The organism is Streptomyces sp. NPDC101118 (assembly GCF_044759445.1).
Lineage (GTDB): Bacteria > Actinomycetota > Actinomycetes > Streptomycetales > Streptomycetaceae > Streptomyces.
In genome coordinates, this window is sequence record NZ_JBIVZG010000013.1 from 77620 (window position 1) to 93926 (window position 16307).

13 protein-coding genes are annotated in these 16307 nt (G+C 73.2%); 7 read left to right on the forward strand and 6 right to left on the reverse strand.

Annotated features, from left to right (window positions below; translation table 11 throughout):
• Positions 1 to 48: 48 nt before the first annotated feature.
• Positions 49 to 951 carry an LLM class flavin-dependent oxidoreductase gene (locus tag ACIQUQ_RS21335; RefSeq protein ID WP_403978032.1) on the forward strand — a complete coding sequence of 301 codons (903 nt, stop codon included), beginning with the start codon at positions 49 to 51 and terminating at the stop codon, positions 949 to 951.
• Between the two features lie 67 nt (positions 952 to 1018).
• Here the strand turns inward: ACIQUQ_RS21335 and ACIQUQ_RS21340 are convergent, their stop codons facing one another.
• Together ACIQUQ_RS21340 and ACIQUQ_RS21345 are read right to left on the reverse strand one after the other, a co-directional pair.
• Positions 1019 to 4024 (reverse strand): tetratricopeptide repeat protein, encoded by a 3006-nt coding sequence (locus ACIQUQ_RS21340; protein ID WP_403978034.1) that lies wholly within the window; start codon positions 4022 to 4024, stop codon positions 1019 to 1021.
• Complete coding sequence (locus ACIQUQ_RS21345; RefSeq protein ID WP_403978036.1) at positions 4021 to 5877, reverse strand: HSP90 family protein; 1857 nt, start codon at positions 5875 to 5877, stop codon at positions 4021 to 4023. The genes ACIQUQ_RS21340 and ACIQUQ_RS21345 overlap by 4 nt, the downstream gene beginning before the upstream one ends.
• 304 nt (positions 5878 to 6181) lie before the next feature.
• On the opposite strand from ACIQUQ_RS21345, the gene ACIQUQ_RS21350 reads away from it, so the two are divergent.
• A complete protein-coding gene (locus ACIQUQ_RS21350) occupies positions 6182 to 7111 on the forward strand; it encodes a class I SAM-dependent methyltransferase (RefSeq protein WP_403978038.1) in 930 nt (309 codons plus the stop codon).
• A 55-nt stretch (positions 7112 to 7166) separates the two neighbouring features.
• On the opposite strand, the gene ACIQUQ_RS21355 is transcribed toward ACIQUQ_RS21350, so the two are convergent.
• On the reverse strand, positions 7167 to 7706 hold the full coding sequence (locus ACIQUQ_RS21355; protein WP_403978041.1) for an RNA 2'-phosphotransferase: 540 nt from the start codon (positions 7704 to 7706) through the stop codon (positions 7167 to 7169).
• A 221-nt stretch (positions 7707 to 7927) separates the two neighbouring features.
• Between ACIQUQ_RS21355 and ACIQUQ_RS21360 the strand changes: the two genes are divergently transcribed.
• On the forward strand, positions 7928 to 8665 hold the full coding sequence (locus tag ACIQUQ_RS21360) for an aquaporin (RefSeq protein ID WP_403978044.1): 738 nt from the start codon (positions 7928 to 7930) through the stop codon (positions 8663 to 8665).
• A gap of 92 nt (positions 8666 to 8757) precedes the next feature.
• On the opposite strand, the gene ACIQUQ_RS21365 is transcribed toward ACIQUQ_RS21360, so the two are convergent.
• The 3 genes from ACIQUQ_RS21365 to ACIQUQ_RS21375 form a co-directional block, all read right to left on the reverse strand.
• Positions 8758 to 9675, reverse strand: a complete 918-nt coding sequence (locus ACIQUQ_RS21365) for a MerR family transcriptional regulator (RefSeq protein WP_403978046.1) — start codon at positions 9673 to 9675, stop codon at positions 8758 to 8760.
• A gap of 177 nt (positions 9676 to 9852) precedes the next feature.
• On the reverse strand, positions 9853 to 11634 hold the full coding sequence (locus ACIQUQ_RS21370) for an SDR family oxidoreductase (RefSeq protein WP_403978325.1): 1782 nt from the start codon (positions 11632 to 11634) through the stop codon (positions 9853 to 9855).
• 2 nt (positions 11635 to 11636) lie between these two features.
• Positions 11637 to 12473 (reverse strand): M24 family metallopeptidase, encoded by an 837-nt coding sequence (locus ACIQUQ_RS21375; protein ID WP_403978049.1) that lies wholly within the window; start codon positions 12471 to 12473, stop codon positions 11637 to 11639.
• A gap of 230 nt (positions 12474 to 12703) precedes the next feature.
• Between ACIQUQ_RS21375 and ACIQUQ_RS21380 the strand changes: the two genes are divergently transcribed.
• The 4 genes from ACIQUQ_RS21380 to ACIQUQ_RS21395 are packed head-to-tail and all read left to right on the forward strand — an operon-like array spanning position 12704 to position 16185.
• The gene (locus ACIQUQ_RS21380; RefSeq protein WP_403978052.1) at positions 12704 to 13666 is read left to right on the forward strand and encodes an ABC transporter ATP-binding protein; all 963 of its coding nucleotides are present in this window, start codon (positions 12704 to 12706) and stop codon (positions 13664 to 13666) included.
• Positions 13656 to 14543 carry an ABC transporter permease gene (locus ACIQUQ_RS21385; protein WP_403978054.1) on the forward strand — a complete coding sequence of 296 codons (888 nt, stop codon included), beginning with the start codon at positions 13656 to 13658 and terminating at the stop codon, positions 14541 to 14543. The genes ACIQUQ_RS21380 and ACIQUQ_RS21385 overlap by 11 nt, the downstream gene beginning before the upstream one ends.
• Entirely contained in the window at positions 14540 to 15451 is a 912-nt protein-coding gene (locus tag ACIQUQ_RS21390) for an ABC transporter ATP-binding protein (RefSeq protein WP_403978056.1), read from the forward strand. Before ACIQUQ_RS21385 ends, ACIQUQ_RS21390 begins: the two co-directional genes overlap by 4 nt.
• Positions 15452 to 15465: 14 nt before the next feature.
• The gene (locus ACIQUQ_RS21395) at positions 15466 to 16185 is read left to right on the forward strand and encodes an ABC transporter permease (protein WP_403978058.1); all 720 of its coding nucleotides are present in this window, start codon (positions 15466 to 15468) and stop codon (positions 16183 to 16185) included.
• The last annotated feature ends 122 nt before the right edge of the window (positions 16186 to 16307 follow it).

Genomic DNA, 16307 nt, shown 5'->3' on the forward strand with positions numbered 1-16307 from the left:
GGCGCCGGTTTTCGGTGGGGCCCCCGGGACGGTCGTAGGCTCGTGGGCATGAGCCTGCGTCTGAGCACCGTGATCCTGCCCGTCCACCGCTGGCACGAGGGGGGCCGTGAGCGCTGGCAGCGCGCCGAGGAGCTGGGCTTCCACGCCGCTTACACCTACGACCACCTGTCCTGGCGGAGCTTCCGCGACGGGCCCTGGTTCGGGGCGCTGCCCACCCTCACCGCCGCCGCGACCGCCACGGAGCGGCTGCGTCTGGGCACCCTCGTCACCTCGCCGAACTTCCGGCACCCGGTGACCCTCGCCAAGGAGCTGATCTCCCTCGACGACGTCTCCGGCGGCCGGGTCACCCTGGGCATCGGTGCGGGTGGCAACGGCTTCGACGCCACCGTGCTGGGCCAGGAGCCCTGGACGCCGCGGGAGCGTGCCGACCGGTTCGGGGAGTTCCTCCCGCTGCTGGACCGGCTGCTGACCGAGGACGCCGTCAGTCACACGGGCACGCACTACTCCGCCGACGAGGCCCGCAACGTCCCGGGCTGCGTCCAGCGCCCCCGGCTGCCCTTCGCGGTGGCCGCCACCGGGCCGCGCGGCCTCAAGCTGGCTGCGCGGTACGGCCAGGCGTGGGTGACCACCGGCGACCCGAAGCTCTACGAGGACGGCACTCCGGAGCAGTCGGTTGAGGCCCTGCGCGGCCAGGTCGAGAAGCTCGGCAAGGCCTGCGCGGACACCGGCCGCGACGTCGCCGAGCTGGACAAGGTGCTGCTCACCGGCTTCACCCCGGACCGGAACGGCCTGCTGGGCTCGGTGGAGGCCTTCGTGGACTTCGCCGGCCGCCACCAGGAGCTCGGCTTCACCGAGATCGTCGTCCACTGGCCGATCCCCGACTCGGACTTCGCCGCCGACCAGGCCGTCTTCGAGGAGATCGCCACCGAGGCGCTCGGCCGGCTGGCCTGAGGGCCCGGCCCCTGCGAGAGCGGGCGGCGGAGGGGGACCCGGCACGTCCGGGTCCCCCTCCGCAGGCTCAGCGGAGGAGTGCCTCGCGGACCTGCTCCGCGTCACGGACCAGGCGTTCCGCCTCTTCGCCCGGCACCTCCGCGAACTCCTCGGCGAACGCGGCCAGCCGGGCGGCGCCCGCCTCGCCCCGGCCCCGCCCGTGGTCCAGCCACCCGGCGGCGGTGAGGCAGCGGAACCGGTCGTCCAGCGCGTCCGGCCCGAGCACCGCGTACTCCGCGGCGGCCCGCTCCCACAGCAGGACCGCCGTGTCCCCCAGCTCCGTGCGCCGGTCGTCCGCCAGCGGTGCCCGCGGCGCGTCCTCGCCGTACAACGGGTCGGCGGCCTCGACGCGCCGGCGCAGCACCTCGGCGGTCTGCTGCCAGGTCTGGCCGCGTTCGTAGCGCAGCTGCGGGTGGTCGGGGCGCTCGGCCGAGTCCAGCACCGCGAGCGCCCGCTCCATCAGGGCCCGGGCGCCCTGGGCCGCGGCGTCGTCCACGGTTCCGTTGAGGGCGAGCCAGGCCAGCGAGCGCAGGCAGCGGACCTGGCCCACGGGGTTGTCCCCCAGCCGGTCCCACAGCTCCACGGCCCGCTCGTACGCGGCCGTCGCCTCCTCGTCCAGGCCCGCGGAGGACAGCGCGTCCGCGGCCGACTGGGCGAAGTGGGCCTGGGCGTGCTGGTTCTCCCAGCCCTTGGCGGTCTCGGCGGCCAGCAGGTACTGCTCGGCGGCCCCGCGGAAGTCCCCGGTCCCGCGCAGCAGCCGGGCCAGGGTGCTGCGGGCTTCGACGCCCTCCTGTTCGCCCTCCTCCAGCAGGTCGGGCAGCGCCGAGTGGAGCACCTCGACGGCCTCCGGTACCCGGTCCGCCTCGGCGTACGCCCGGGCCAGCAGCTGCCGGGCCCGGGCGCCCTCCGTCGCGCCCAGCCCGGCCTGGTCCAGCCGGTGCACGGCGTCCAGGGCGTACCCGGCGGCCTCCTCGGCCCCGCCCTCCGCGCGCAGCAGGACATCCGCGAGGGTGAGGCGTACGGCGGCCAGCTCCTCGGCGTCGGTCAGCTCGGCGGCGTGCGCGAGAGCGGTCCGGGCCACGGCTTCGGCCTCGCCCTGCTCCCCCATGTGGGCCAGCACGTCGGCCTGCAGCGAGAGGGGCTGCACGGCGTCCCAGGGCCGTCCGGCGTCGGCCTCCCGGGCGGCGGCGGACGCCAGCAGCGCGAGCGCCCGATCCAGCTCGCCGGCCCGCATCGCGATCCTGGCGAGGGCGGACTCGGCCTCGCCGACCAGGTCCGCCACGTCGTGCGACGTGCCCCCGCCCGCCCGGCCGTACCGTGTGACGAACTCCTCCAGGCCGGCGACCAGTTCGGCGTCCGGTCCGGCGGCGGGTCCCGCATCCGGTGCGGCCACCGCCTCGTCCGGCGCGTGCGGGCGCAGGTGTGCCTCGATGCGGATCCGGTGCAGTTCCGCGGCGGCGATCCGGCGCTCCCGCAGCGGCTCGTCCGGCTCCAGTGCCGCGGCCAGGCGCTCCGCTTCGGCCAGCAGTGCCCGTATCTCCTCTGGAGCGGCGCCCCGCGTGGTGGCGATGCCCGCGACGGCCAGGCTGGTGAACGCCGCACGGGAGGGCTCGCCAGCCGCGGTGTGGGCCTCGGTGGCCCGCACCATCAGGGCCGTGGCCTCGGGGTCCCCGGTGCGGGCGGCCGTCAGGGCGCGCCGCTCCAGCAGGTCCCCGGGCAGGGCGGCGTCGCCCGGCAGTTCCTCGCCGGCCTCGGCCCGTGCCACGACCTGCTTCCACAGGGCGTTCACCGACGGGTGGCCCGACCGCCGTGCGGCCCGCGCCCGTTCCACCAGCCCGGCGAACGGCTCCGCGGGGGCGGCCGGGGCCGCCGTGCGGTCCGGTGCGGTCACGGCGGTGCGGGCCGGCGCGGGGGGTGCGAGCGGGAGCACCCGTACGCCCAGGGGCAGGCCGTCGACCAGCGGTTCCCTGGTGATGCGGGCGCGGAACTCGTCGGAGACGTGGGTGTTGGAGTTGCGGACGTCGAAGCGGGCGGCGATCTCCGAGGCCTCCGCGTGCAGGAGTGCGTACAGCTCGTCGACGGTGCGCAGCGCGCCCTGGTGGGCGACCACCGGCCGGTCGCCGTGGCCGAGGTCGGCCAGCCGGCGCAGGAGGACGAGGACTCCGCCGGCGAAGCCCAGGCGGGCGGCGGGCGCGGCGAGCCGGTCCAGGTGCGCGGTGTGCTCCGCCAGGATCTCCAGGCCGCGCGACTCGTTGCCGGTCAGGGCGCAGAACTCGATGTGTTCGGCGATCGAGCGGAGCAGGCTCTCGTTGCCCCGGGCCATGCGGTAGCCGCGCAGGTGGCAGGAGCGCGCCTCGTCGTGCCGGCCCAGGCGCAGCAGGGGCAGCAGGGCGTGGGCGAGCGTCCGCTCGGGCTCCTCCATGCAGGTGTCGTGGCCGTCGAGTACGGGCTTCCAGACCTCGACGGCCTTCTCGTCCTGCTTCTGGTCCACCCAGAACTGCCCTTGTGTGTTGATCTCGCAGGCGTGGCAGTCGCTCATCCGGTCGCGGGCGGCCGCGGCCCAGGCCGTGATGGCCCGCTCGGCGCGGGCGTGGTCGCCGGTGGCGTCCGCGAGGTGGAACTCGGCCTGGCGCACGGCCCGCTCGCCGAACCCGGCGAGGCGGTAGCGGCGCTCCATGTCGTCCAGCCAGCGGGTCGCCGTCTCCACCGGGATGTCGGGGGAGCTGACGATCAGTCCGGCCACCCACTTGAACTGCCAGTGGAGGCTGTGGGTCTGGCTCGCGTCGAAGGCGCCGGGGTCGCGGTCGTACTCCTGGAGCAGCCGCGCGAACGGCACGACCATCCTGGCTCGCTCGGCGCTGTACTCGTACGCCTCGATCAGCACGTCCAGGCTCTGCCGGAACAGTTGCCGGTCACCGGTCGCCTCGGCGGCGGCGCTCAGGGTCTCGGCGTGGGCGTTGCGCGCGGCGCCGTAGGGGGAGTTGCGGTTCTCCACCAGGCCCCGGCGGATCTCCTCGGGGGTCAGCTGGGTCACTTCTGCTCCTCTCCCGGTGCGGTGGGGTGGGTGGCCCATTCCAGGAGCCCGAGGAAGGCCCTGTTGAGCAGGGTGGTGTCGGCCGGGCGCAGCGGCCGCTGGGACATCAGCAGGGCCTGGCCGTAGAGCGATTCGACGGCGGTGCCGGTGAGCGCCTCGTCGGGCAGGGCCGCGATCCGGCGGATCAGCGGGTTGTTGTGGTTGAGGACGAGGCGGGCGCGGGGTGCCGTGCCGCGCAGGGCGCCGAGGATGTCGTTCCACAGGGAGTCGGCGCTCTCCTGGGCGGCGGCGCGGTCGCGTTCGTGCCGGGTCTGCCGGTCGTCCAGGTAGAGCGCGGGCACGGTGACCGGCTGGAAGGCGCGGAGCGCGACGTCGCAGCCGTGCGCGTCGAGCCGGGTGCGGGCGGTGGCGAGGAACGGCGCGAGGGCCAGTTCCTCGGTGGTGGAGACGGGGTCGAGGCGGTCGGTGACCGCGCCGGCGTCGAGTTCGGAGACCTTGGTGCCGGGGCGGACGGCGGGCAGCAGGGCCAGGAGGTCGGCGTCGTAGGTGTAGCCCGCGTTGATCACGCCCAGGCCGTGGGCGGCCGCGATGGGGGCGATCTGCCGGAACTCCTCGACGGTCCGGGTGAAGTGGATCTCGGAGTGCGCGGCGGTGAACTCCTCCAGGCTCTGGTGGCCCTCGCTGGTCTCGAACGGCAGCCACGGCAGCATCAGGCCGAGCAGCTCGGCATCGTGCCGTGCCAGGGACTTCACTCCGAGGTGGTGGACGTCGAGGAAGGCGGCCAGCCGCTGGGGTTCCCCGGCCGCCAGCTCGGCGAGCCACTGCCGCACCCGGGTGCCCAGGGCGTCGCGTACCGCGCCGAGGGTCTCGTCGTCGTACAGGTTCTCGCGCGAGGCGGTGGGGCGCAGGGAGTCGGTGTCGAGGACGACCCGGACGAAGAAGGCCCAGTCGGGCAGGAGGTTGTCCGCCTGGTCGGTGAGCAGCATCCCCTTGAGGTGGACGCGGTGGCCGGCGCGGTGGGCGGGGCTGGTGGGTTCCGGGAGGACGTACGCGACACCGCGCACGCCCGCCACGGGCAGGTCCAGGTCGATGCTGTCGAGCGGGGTGAACCCGAAGAGCCGGGCGCAGTGGCCGGCCAGGGCGACCCGGCGCGCGGCGGGCGTGGGGAACGCGCGGTCCCACACGGCGGGCCGGTCGGTGATCGGCCGGGGGCTGCCCACGCCGTCCTCGAAGGTGATGTCGTACGGCAGCAGCGACCCGAAGTCCCGGGCCAGCTGCTCGACCCGCTCGGGCTCGATCCACTCCTCGGCTCCGGGGCGCGCCTCCAGGAACACGGTGGTGCCGGGCTCGGGGCGGGCCTCGTCGGGCAGCGTGCGGACGGTGTACGAGCCGTCGTCCCCGGCCACCCATTCGACGGGGCGGGCTCCGGGCTCCCGGGCGGACCGGGTGACCACGCGGATCCGGCGGGCGACGACGAAGCAGGCCAGCAGGCCGATGCCGAACTGGCCGAGGAACTCCTGGCGGGCGGTCTCCAGACCGTGTTCGCCGCTGCGCTTGGAGCTGCGGCCGATGGTGGCGAGGAGCGAGTGGGCCTCGTCCTCCGTCAGGCCGATGCCGCTGTCCTCGATGGAGACGCGGCCGGCCTCCGCGGAGAGCCTGATCCGGACCGTGGCGCCGGGATCGACCGCCTGCCGGGCCGTCACCGCGTCCACCGCGTTCTGCAGCAGCTCGCGGACGTACACCCGGGGGCTGGAATACAGGTGGTGGGAGAGCAGGTCGACCAGGCCGCGCAGGTCGACCTGGAAGTTGTGGGCGGGCGGAGAGGTGTCCCGGTGCGGGACGGCGGAAGTCATGGTGTGTCACCTCGCGTGCGCGCGTACGGCAGTCGGCGATCGCGGGGTCCCCCCCTCACAGATCGCGAAGTGAGAGACAGCGTAGGGGGCCGTACCGACAAACACCTCCGGGTATTGCCGGGGCAGCCGGGGCCGGGCGGGCGGGGCCGGACGAGCCGCGCATGGACGGCGTGTGAACGGCTCGCGGATGGACGGGGGTTGGGGAGGTGACAGCGCGCGAACTTCGCCCCATGGCCCTTGGGCCGGATACGGCGCAGTCAATAGCTTCGTTTCACGTGAAACGGTCCGTATCCAGGAGAACCCCATGACCGATGTGCCACTCCGCGCCCGTCCCGCGCGGCGTCTGCTCCAGCCCGTGATCGACCGCATCGACCGGCGGATCGATCGGCGGCTGCGCGCGGCCGACCGGCAGATCGACACCCTGCGGCAGGAGCTCCGCCGTACCCAGGAGCAGCTGGCCACACAACACGCCCGGCCGTTCACCTACGACCTGCTCTACGGCAAGGACGGCCGGCTCAACGACCGGATGCCGAGCCGGGAGGGCTTCAAGAAGCTGTCGGACGAGATCGCGGCGGTCGCGGGCCGCCCGGGGGCGTGGACGGAGACGGCGCAGGCCTTCCGGACGCTGGTGGAGCTTGAGTCCCGGGGGGTGGGGCGGATCGCCGGCTCCACCGTGAACATCCTCGGGAAGCTCACCACCACGCCGCTGCTGGGCCCGCCGAACGGCGAGATCCTGGAGATCGGCACGCTGTACGGGCTCTTGGCCGGCGGCATGGCCCGCCAGCTCCTGCGCCGGGGGCTCGGCTACCGGCTGACGATCGTGGACCCGATCGCACCCGTGCAGCTCCAGCCCGGGGTGGAGATCAGCCGGGACCCCTCGGGCACGCCGATCAGTGAGGACATCGTGCGGGCCAACCTGCTGCTGGCGGGCGTGCACCCGGACCGGCTGCGGCTGCACCGCGGGTTCTCGCAGGACCCGGCCGTGCGCGAGGCGCTCTCCGACCGGCGGTACGGGGTCATCGTGATCGACGGGGACCACTCCGAGGAGGGCGTGGCGCGGGACCTCGAGTGGGCCGAGGAGATCGCGGCGACGGGAGCGGTCGTGGTGCTGGACGACTACGGCGACGCGCGGTGGCCCGGGGTCCAGGCGGCCGCCGACTCCCACCTGGCCGGGCACACCCGGCTGAAGCTGGTGGGCACGGTCGCCACCAGCGCCTTCCTGCGGGCGGGCTGACCGGACCGTACGGCCGTCGGGCGAAGCCCGGTGCCTTCCGCCGGGAGGGGCGGACTCACGGGAAGCGGATGAACTCCGGAGGCACGGCGTCCACCAGCCACACGCCGTTCTCGCTGATCCGGAAGACGTGACCGGCGCCGCGCATCGCCGCCGCGTCCACGCTCAGCACGACCGGACGGCCCCGGCGCGCACCCACGCGCGTCGCGGTCTCCCGGTCGGCGGAGAGGTGGACGTGGTGGCGCCGCATGGGCCGCAGCCCCTCGGCGCGGATCGCCGTGATCACGGCGGGGACGGTGCCGTGGTAGAGGTACGCGGGCGGCTCGGCCTCGGGCAGGCCGAGGTCGACGGTCACCGTGTGACCCTGGCTGGCGCGGATGCGGGTGCCCTCGACGGCGAAGCGGCGCTTGTCGTTGGTGGCCACGACGTGGTCGAGCTCGGCCCTGCTGAAGGCGAAACCGTGGGCCGCGGCGGCTGCGAGCAGGTCGTCGATCTCCACCCACCCCTGGGTGTCGAGCACCAGTCCGATGCGTTCCGGCTGATGTCTCAGGTGCTTCGAGACATATTTGGACACCTTCACGGTGCGGCGTTCGTCCATGCGCCCAGCGTGCCCGCAGGGCAGGGGCCTCGGCATGCCCTTTTCCGGTTCTGCCGTGGGCCGGGCCCCGGCTGGACGCCGGGTGGACCCCCTCTATCGCACTTCCAAGATACGGAATACATTTTCCATTGGCACTCCGCACGTGAAGACGTCCGTCGCCGGGTCCACCACCACTTCGTCGTCGATGACCATCGACCTGTTCGCCCTAGGGGGATACCACCATGCCCGCTTCCGCCTCGCTGCCACGCAGGGCCGCCGCCGAGTTCACCGGCACCGCGGCGCTGCTGGTGATCGTCGTCGGTTCCGGCATCCAGGCCGCCGCGCTCAGCCGGGACACGGGCGTGGCACTGCTCGCCAACGCCGCCGCCTCCGCCATCGGCCTGGGGCTGATCATCACCCTGTTCGGGCCCCTCTCGGGCGCCCATCTCAACCCGGTCGTCACGCTCGTCTCCTGGTGGACCCGGCGCTCGGGCGGCGAGGGACTCACCGGGCGGGCGGCGGCCGTGTACGCGGCCGCCCAGACCGTGGGCGCCGTCGCCGGCGCGGTGCTGGCCGAGGTGATGTTCGGCAGGGCGCCGGGGGCGTTCGCCGTGCAGGCCAAGGACGGTGCGCACCTGCTGGTCGGGGAGGTCGTGGCCACCGCCGGGCTGGTGTTGGTGATCCAGGGGCTCGGGCGGATCGGACGGCCGCGGCTGGTCCCGGCCGCGGTGGCCGGGTACATCGCCGCGGCGATCTGGTTCACCTCGTCCGGCTCGTTCGCCAACCCGGCCGGCACGGTCGGCCGGGCCTTCTCCGACTCCTTCACCGGGATCGCCCCCGCCTCCGTGCCCGGCTTCGTGGCCGCCCAGCTGGTCGGCGGCGGGCTCGGCCTGGCCCTGTCGCTGGTTCTGTACGGGCGGGAGAAGGCGCGTAACGCCGAGGTGACGCCCATCAACGCCGCCTACCGAGCGGCGAGTTGACACAATCCACAGTTACAGCCGGTTATCCACAGCCCATTTGCCGGGGTATGTCGGCGATTGCGTGATCGTCTGTGGGCAACCCTGTGGGTAAGTCAGTCACCCTTACGTGAGGCCAGCTCGTTCATCGTCCGGGCCTGCAGCTCCCGCTCGGTGGCGGCCCGTACGAAGGCCGCCACGTGGGCGGGTCCCACCAGCTCCTGCACCGCGCGCACCGTCTCGGCCGGCAGCGCCACCGGGGACGGTCCCGACGGGGCCACCGGCTGACCCGCGGCCCCCAGGTGCCGCTGGAGGTGACGGGTGGCGAACAGCCGCATGGCGCGGGCCAGCTCGGCGTCGACCGTCTGCTGGGCCAGCGGACGCAGCCGCCGGACGAGCGTGGCCGCCTCGGCAGCGTCCGCGTCGGTCGGCGGGTGCGACCCGAGGTACCGGGCGAAGACGTGCTCGGTCGTGAAGTCCAGGAACCGCGAGGCGATCGACTCCACCTGCCCCCGCAGCTCGCGCAGGTGCCCGGTGATCGCGTCCAGCGGCACGCCCGCGGCGTGCAGTTCGGCCGCCACCGCCAGCTCCTGTGGACTGGGCACCAGGAACTCGTCGGAGGTGCCCGGCACCCGCTCCAGCACGCCGAGTTCGACCGCCTCGTCGACGGCCCGGTCGTCGGGCTTGCCCCCGAAGCGGTCGTTCAGCTCCTCCCGGGTGATCCGGGCGGCCTCCTCGTCGGTCCAGGGCCCGTGCACCTCGGCCACCAGGCCGAGGACGCCGCCCAGGCCCCGCCCCGCGTCCCAGGCCTCCAGCAGCTCCTTGATGGAGGCCAGGGTGTAGCCGCGGTCGAGCAGGTCGGCGATCTGGCGCAGCCGGGCCAGGTGCGTGTCCCGGTACACGTTGGACCGGCCGCGCCGCTCCGGCTTCGGCAGCAGCCCGCGGTCCTGGTAGGCCCTGATGGTGCGCACCGTGGCTCCGCTGTGGTGCGCCAGATCCTCGATCCGGTACTCCGCCACCGCCTGCTCGGACACTCAGCACTCCCTACGACATCGCCGCCCGCCGGCACCGCCCGCCGCGGCCCCGGGCGGCCGGTGGGGCCGCCAGGTGCTCGGCCACCCTGCGCGGCGAGCCCTCCTGCGAGGGATGGTACGACCGGCGGAATCAGCAGGGTATGGCCGTGCCGGGCTCTCTCCGAGTGGCGCCCGCAGTCACAGCCTGGGCTCCAGCCGGGCGATCGCCCGCAGGGTCCGGGGAGTGAACCGGGACATCCACAGTGCGCCGCGCGATTCGGGGGTCACGGGCACCACCGCCTGGTTCTTCACCACGGCCTGGAGGATCGCGTCGGCCACCTTCTCCGGCGGGAAGTTGCGCAGGCCGTAGAGGCGCGAGGACTTCTGCTGCCGGCGCTCCTGCTCGGCCTCGTCGACCCCGGCGAAGCGGGTGGTGGCGGTGATGTTGGTGTTCACGATGCCCGGGCAGATCGCGGAGACGCCGATGGACTTGCCGGCCAGCTCCGCCCGCAGGCACTCGCTGAGCATCAGGACCGCCGCCTTCGAGGTGCTGTAGGCGGGGAGCGTCCTGGACGGCAGGTACGCGGCGGCCGAGGCGGTGTTGACGATGTGGCCGCCCTGGCCGCGCTCTGCCATCTGCCTGCCGAAGATCCGGCAGCCGTGGATCACGCCCCAGAGGTTGACGTCGAGGACCTTCTTCCAGTCCTCCGCGGTGGTGTCCAGGAACGCCCCGGACAGCCCGATCCCCGCGTTGTTCACCAGCACGTCGACGATGCCGTACTCCGCCGCGACCTTGGCGGCGAGCTGCTCCATCGCCTGCTCGTCGCTGACGTCCACGGTCTCGCCCCAGGCCTCGGGGGAGCCGAGCAGCCGGGCCATCTCGGCGGTGCGCGCCGCGCCCTCGCCGTCCCGGTCCACTGCCACGATCCGCGCCCCGGCCTCGGCGAACGCGAAGGCCGTGGCCCGCCCGATGCCGCTCGCGGCGCCGGTCACCAGCACGAGCTGCCCGCTGAACCGGTCGGCGTACCGGCCGGTGGCCGCCGCCGGGGCCGTCGTGCCCGCCGCACCGGCGGCAGCCCGGTCCTCCTGCGCCTCGACGAACTCGCCGATCCAGGCCGACAGCTGGTCGGGCCTGGTGCGCGGCACCCAGTGCTTGGCCGGCAGGGTGCGGCGCAGCACGTTCGGCGCCCAGAGCTCCAGGTCGTCGTAGAGCCGCTCCGAGAGGAAGGCGTCCCCGGTGGGCGTGATCAGCTGGACGGGCGTGTGGGCGTACGCGTCGGCGCGCGGCCGGCGCAGCCTGGCGCGGACGTTGTCGCGGTAGAGCCAGGCGCCGTGTGCCGCGTCCGAGGGCAGCGAGGCCGTCGGGTACTCCCCCGCCGGCACCTTCTCGACCCGGGCCAGGATTCCCGGCCAGCGCTTGCCGAGCGGGCCGCGCCAGGCGAGCTCCGGCAGTACCGGGGTGTGCAGCATGTAGACGTACCAGGACTTGGCGCCCTGCCCGAGCAGCTGGGCCGCCCGGCGCGGGGTGGGCCGCGCCATCCGCTTCTTGATCCAGTGCCCGAAGTGGTCCAGGGAGGGTCCGGACATCGAGGTGAAGGAGGCGATCCGGCCCTCGGTGCGCTTGACCGTGGCGAACTCCCAGGCCTGTACGGACCCCCAGTCGTGGCCCACCAGGTGCACCGGGCGGTCCGGGCTCACCGCGTCGGCCACGGCGAGGAAGTCGTCCGTCAGTTTCTCCAGCGTGAACCCGCCGCGCAGCGGCACCGGAGCCGTGGAGCGCCCGTGACCCCGCACGTCGTACAGCACCACGTGGAAGCGCTCGGCCAGCCGCGCCGCGACCTCCGACCACACCTCCTTGCTGTCCGGGTAGCCGTGCACCAGCACGACCGTCGGCCGGCTCGCGTCCCCGAGCTCCGCGACGCAGAGCTCGACGCCCCCGGTGTGTATCCGGCGCTCCCGCGCCCCGCCCAGAACGGCCATGCTCACGCTGCCTTCTCCTCTGCCCAGCGCCGCACGTGCGGCAGGTCGTCGTCCAGCCAGTAGGCGCTCTCCTCGGGATCCCGGGAGTCGGTGACGACCAGGATCTCCTCGAACTTCGCGCCGGTGCCCCGGAAGCCCAGGTGGGGTTCGACCGCCCACAGTCCCGGCTGCGGGGGGTGGTCCGAGAACTTGTACGGGCTCCACAGCGGCGACCAGCCCTCACGGTGTCCGTGCAGGGCGTCGCTCGCCAGCCCCTTGAGCGACTGCGTGCCGAACCCGAAGGCGGTCGGCGACCAGCGCCGCTCCTTCACGCGGTCCACCTTGTGCGCGATCACGCCGAAGGGATAGGCGCGGTGGCGGTTGGCGTACCCCTGCCGGGTCATCAGCCGCTCCACGTCGTCGTATATCTCGCGCAGCGAGCGGCGCTCGCGGACCTGGACGAGGATCAGCTCGCGGTGCGCGCGCAGGTCGGCCATCAGCCGGTCCTGCACGGGGTTGAGCCCGAGGGAGCCCGAGTAGCCGATGTCCGCGGTGTAGCCCTTGTAGACGGGGGCCATGTCGAGGATGAAGGGCATCCCCGCCTCCAGCCGCCGGTTGGTCGGGAAGAACTGGAGCGGGATCCTGAAGTTCGTGAACGCCGTCCGGTCGCCGAACCACGCGAAGGGCAGGTGGAACCAGTCGGTCACCCCGCGCTCGCGCAGCCAGTCCCGCTGCATCCGCGCCGCCTCGCGCTCGGTGACGCCCGGCTTCAGCTGGGCGGCGACCGCCTCCGCGCACTCGTACGCGAGCCGCTGCACTTCCCTGAACCCGCGGAACTCCTGGAACCCGTCCCCTGCCATGCCAGCCCCGTCCCGGTAGCCGTACGTGCCCGTAAGTTGACACTGATGAATGTGACAATGCCTGGAGATCACGTCAAGAGCCGTGCACAGACCTGTGGAAAACCTTTCGGCGGCCTTCCGGGGTAGCTCTCGGGTCCTGCCTCCCCTACGGGCATGTACGACCCAAGGCGGAGAACGGTAACCCGCTACAGAGTGACGATCGGCGTGGCCTGCGCCACTACCGTCGAACCGTGACTGTCATCGCGACCGAAAGCCTGAGCAAGCGGTACACGGAAGTGACCGCCCTTGACCGGCTCTCCCTGGACATCGGCCCCGGCGTAACCGGCCTGGTCGGCGCCAACGGAGCCGGCAAGTCCACGCTCATCAAGATCCTGCTGGGGCTCTCCCCGGCCACCGAGGGCCGTGCCTCCGTGCTCGGGCTGGACGTCGCCACCAGCGGCGGCGCCATCCGCGAGCGCGTCGGCTACATGCCGGAGCACGACTGCCTGCCGCCCGACGTCTCGGCCACCGAGTTCGTCGTCCACATGGCGCGCATGTCCGGGCTGCCTCCGACGGCCGCGCGCGAGCGCACGGCCGACACGCTGCGCCACGTCGGCCTGTACGAGGAGCGGTACCGCCCCATCGGCGGCTACTCCACCGGCATGAAGCAGCGCGTCAAGCTCGCGCAGGCCCTGGTCCACGACCCGCAGCTGGTGCTCCTCGACGAGCCCACCAACGGCCTGGACCCGGTCGGCCGCGACGAGATGCTCGGCCTCATCCGCCGGGTCTACACCGACTTCGGCATCTCGGTGCTGGTCACCTCCCACCTCCTCGGCGAGCTGGAGCGCACCTGCGACCACGTCGTCGTCGTGGACGGCGGCAAGCTGCTCCGCTCCAGCTCCACCAGCGACTTCACGCAGACCACCACCACCCTCGCGGTCGAGGTCACCGACTCCGACGCCCACCCGGACGGCACCCGCGCCCTGCGCGAGGCCCTCGTCGCCGCGGGCGTCACGCTCCACGTGAGCACGGAGCAGGGCCTGCCCGGCGCCGGGCACGTCCTCCTCGTCGAGGCCACCGGCGAGCAGACGTACGACACGGTGCGCGACACCGTCGCCGGCCTCGGCCTCGGCCTGGTCCGCATGGAGCAGCGCCGCCACCACATCGCGGAGGTCTTCAAGGACCAGAAGGGAGCCGGGAGCCATGGCGCCTGAGACCTCCACCCAGATCCACAACATCGGCTACCGCTCCTACGACGGGGCCCGCCTCGGCCGCGCCTACGCCCGCCGCTCGCTGTACTCGCAGTCGCTGCGCGGCGCCTACGGCCTGGGCCGCTCGGCCAAGTCCAAGGTGCTGCCGATGCTCCTCTTCGGGATCATGTGCGCGCCGGCCGCGATCATCGTGGCGGTGGCCATCGCCGTACCGGGCTCGACCGACCTGCCCATCAAGTACACGGGCTACGCCCTGTACCTCCAGATGGTGATCGGCCTCTACGTCGCGTCGCAGGCCCCCCAGTCGGTCTCCCGCGACCTGCGCTTCAAGACCGTGCCGCTGTACTTCTCGCGGCCCATCGAGCGCGTCGACTACGTCCTCGCCAAGTTCGCGGCGATGGCCTCGGCGCTCTTCGTCCTCACGGCGACGCCGCTGCTGATCATGTACATCGGCGCCCTGCTGGCCAAATTCGACTTCGCGGACCAGACCAAGGGGTTCGCCCAGGGACTGGTCTCGGTGCTCCTGCTCTCGCTCCTCTTCTCCGGCATCGGCCTGGTGATGGCGGCCCTCACGCCGCGCCGCGGCTTCGGCGTCGCCGCCGTCATCGCGGTGTTCGTCATCCCCTTCGGCGCGGTCTCGACCGTGCAGGTCATCGCCCACGAGACCGGCGCCCCGGGCCCCATCGAGTGGCTCGGCCTGTTCTCGCCGATCACGCTGATCAGCGGCTTCCAGTCGGTGTTCCTGGGTGCCGACTCCGCCTTCCCGGGCGAGGTGGTCCCCTCCACCGGCGCCGGCTTCGTCTACCTGCTCGTCATCCTCGGCGTCATCGCGGGCTCGTACGGCGTCCTGATGGCCCGCTACCGGAAGGCCGGACTGTGACAACCATCGACATCGACCACGCGTCGCGCTGGTTCGGCAACGTCGTCGCCGTCAACGACGTCACGATGAGCATCCGCCCCGGCGTGACCGGCCTGCTGGGCCCCAACGGCGCCGGCAAGTCCACCCTGATCAACATGATGGGCGGCTTCCTGGCGCCCTCCACGGGCACCGTCACCCTCGACGGCTCCCCGATCTGGGGCAACGAGCAGATCTACAAGCACGTCGGCGTGGTGCCCGAGCGGGAGGCCATGTACGACTTCCTGACCGGCCGTGAGTTCGTCGTCGCCAACGCCGAACTGCACGGGCTCGACGCCCGGGCCGCCCAGCGCGCCCTGGCCACGGTCGAGATGGAGTACGCGCAGGACCGCAAGATCGCCACGTACTCCAAGGGCATGCGCCAGCGGGTCAAGATGGCCTCCGCCCTGGTCCACGACCCGTCGGTGCTGCTGCTCGACGAGCCGTTCAACGGCATGGACCCGCGCCAGCGGATGCAGCTGATGGACCTGCTGCGGCGGATGGGCGACGAGGGCCGCACGGTCCTGTTCTCCTCCCACATCCTGGAGGAGGTCGAGCAGCTCGCGTCCCACATCGAGGTCGTAGTCGCCGGCCGGCACGCCGCCTCCGGAGACTTCCGCAAGATCCGCCGCCTGATGACGGACCGCCCCCACCGCTACCTCGTCCGCTCCTCCGACGACCGCGCGCTGGCGGCGGCCCTGATCGCCGACCCGTCCACGGCCGGGATCGAGGTCGACCACGCCGAGGGCGCCCTGCGCATCCAGGCCGTCGACTTCGGCCGGTTCACCGAGCTGCTGCCGCGGGTCGCCCGCGAGCACGGCATCCGGCTGCTGACGGTCTCGCCCTCCGACGAGTCCCTCGAGTCGGTCTTCTCCTACCTCGTAGCGGCCTGAAGGAGCTGGCATCGATGTACAACCCCACGGTTGCCCGGCTCACCTACCGGGCCCTGCTCGGCCGCCGCCGGGCCCTGATCCTCTTCGCGCTGCCCGCCCTGCTCCTGGTCATCGCGGTCGCTGTCAGGCTCCTCAACGGCGCCGACGACACCACCGCGGCGGGCCTCCTCGGCGGCTTCGCGCTGGCCACGATGGTGCCGCTGATCGGCGTGATCGCCGGCACCGGGGCCATCGGCCCCGAGATCGACGACGGCTCGATCGTCTACCTGCTCGCCAAGCCGGTGAAGCGCCCGACGATCATCATGACCAAGCTGACCGTCGCCATCGCCGTGACCATGGTCTTCTCGGCGGTGCCCACCCTGCTCGCCGGCCTGATCCTCAACGGCAACGGCCAGCAGATCGCGGTGGCCTTCACCGTCGCGACCCTGGTCGCCTCGATCGCGTACAGCGCGCTCTTCCTGCTCCTCGGCACGGTCAGCCGCCACGCGGTGGTCTTCGGTCTGGTGTACGCCCTGGTCTGGGAGTCCCTGTTCGGCTCCCTGGTGCCGGGAGCCAAGACGCTCAGCGTCCAGCAGTGGTCGCTGGCCCTGGCCGAGAAGGTCACCGGCCCGGGCATCGTCGACTCCGCCGTCGCCCTGCCCACCGCAGCGGTCCTGCTGGCCGCCGTCACGGTCGTCGCGACCTGGTTCGCCGGCCAGAAGCTGCGCCGCCTCACTCTCGCCGGGGAGGAGTGAGCGGCGGCGGGGGGGGGGGGGGGGGGCCCCCCCCCCGCCCCCCCGCCCCCCGCCGGGCCCCCCCCCCCCCCGCGGCCCCGCCCGGGCCCGCGGGGCGGGGGGGGGTAGGCCCGGCTAGGCAG

Bases quoted from the DNA above. Each gene is read 5' to 3' on its own strand.
- ACIQUQ_RS21335 (WP_403978032.1), top strand. From the start codon at position 49: ATGAGCCTGCGTCTGAGCACCGTGATCCTGCCCGTCCACCGCTGGCAC.
- ACIQUQ_RS21345 (WP_403978036.1), bottom strand. From the start codon at position 5,877: ATGACTTCCGCCGTCCCGCACCGGGACACCTCTCCGCCCGCCCACAAC.
- ACIQUQ_RS21350 (WP_403978038.1), top strand. From the start codon at position 6,182: ATGACCGATGTGCCACTCCGCGCCCGTCCCGCGCGGCGTCTGCTCCAG.
- ACIQUQ_RS21355 (WP_403978041.1), bottom strand. From the start codon at position 7,706: ATGGACGAACGCCGCACCGTGAAGGTGTCCAAATATGTCTCGAAGCAC.
- ACIQUQ_RS21360 (WP_403978044.1), top strand. From the start codon at position 7,928: ATGCCCGCTTCCGCCTCGCTGCCACGCAGGGCCGCCGCCGAGTTCACC.
- ACIQUQ_RS21370 (WP_403978325.1), bottom strand. From the start codon at position 11,634: ATGGCCGTTCTGGGCGGGGCGCGGGAGCGCCGGATACACACCGGGGGC.
- ACIQUQ_RS21375 (WP_403978049.1), bottom strand. From the start codon at position 12,473: ATGGCAGGGGACGGGTTCCAGGAGTTCCGCGGGTTCAGGGAAGTGCAG.
- ACIQUQ_RS21385 (WP_403978054.1), top strand. From the start codon at position 13,656: ATGGCGCCTGAGACCTCCACCCAGATCCACAACATCGGCTACCGCTCC.
- ACIQUQ_RS21395 (WP_403978058.1), top strand. From the start codon at position 15,466: ATGTACAACCCCACGGTTGCCCGGCTCACCTACCGGGCCCTGCTCGGC.